At 59.0% G+C, this 385-nt stretch carries 1 protein-coding gene; it reads right to left on the reverse strand.

The window, feature by feature from the left end; translation table 11 throughout:
• A partial coding sequence (locus AC1D0P_RS31500) for a hypothetical protein (protein ID WP_477680316.1) occupies window positions 1-182 on the reverse strand: 182 nt, incomplete at its 3' end.
• Window positions 183-385: the final 203 nt, after the last annotated feature.

A 385-nucleotide genomic window follows, 5' to 3' on the forward strand; every position in this document is an offset into this window, starting at 1 on the left:
GTATTGGCGGTCTGGACGTTGCGCACCGAGCAGACGGTGCTGTCATCCTGCTTGTCGCAGAGCTTGAACCAGCCCTGCGGCGTCTGCTGAGCGGAAGCGTAACCCGGCATGGTGAACGCAGTCGCCGCAAAGGCCACGGCTCCGATGGTCGCGCGCACGGCGGTCTTGATGGTGAAGCTCATATTCTATCCCGTCTCCTGATCTCTGTGAGGCCAGTGCTCCCGGCCGTTCAGCCGGAGCCCTCCTGCCGGTCAATTGAGGCAAATACATGACCCGTGTTATTGGCGCCCCTGTTACATCGCCGCCTCCAAGATATCCAGCCTTTCTTTGAGGCCGCGACGAATATTTCAGAAATGCCACACCACAAGTTGGATATATGCCGCAC

It is taken from the genome of Polaromonas sp. P1_G2 (assembly GCF_056405515.1).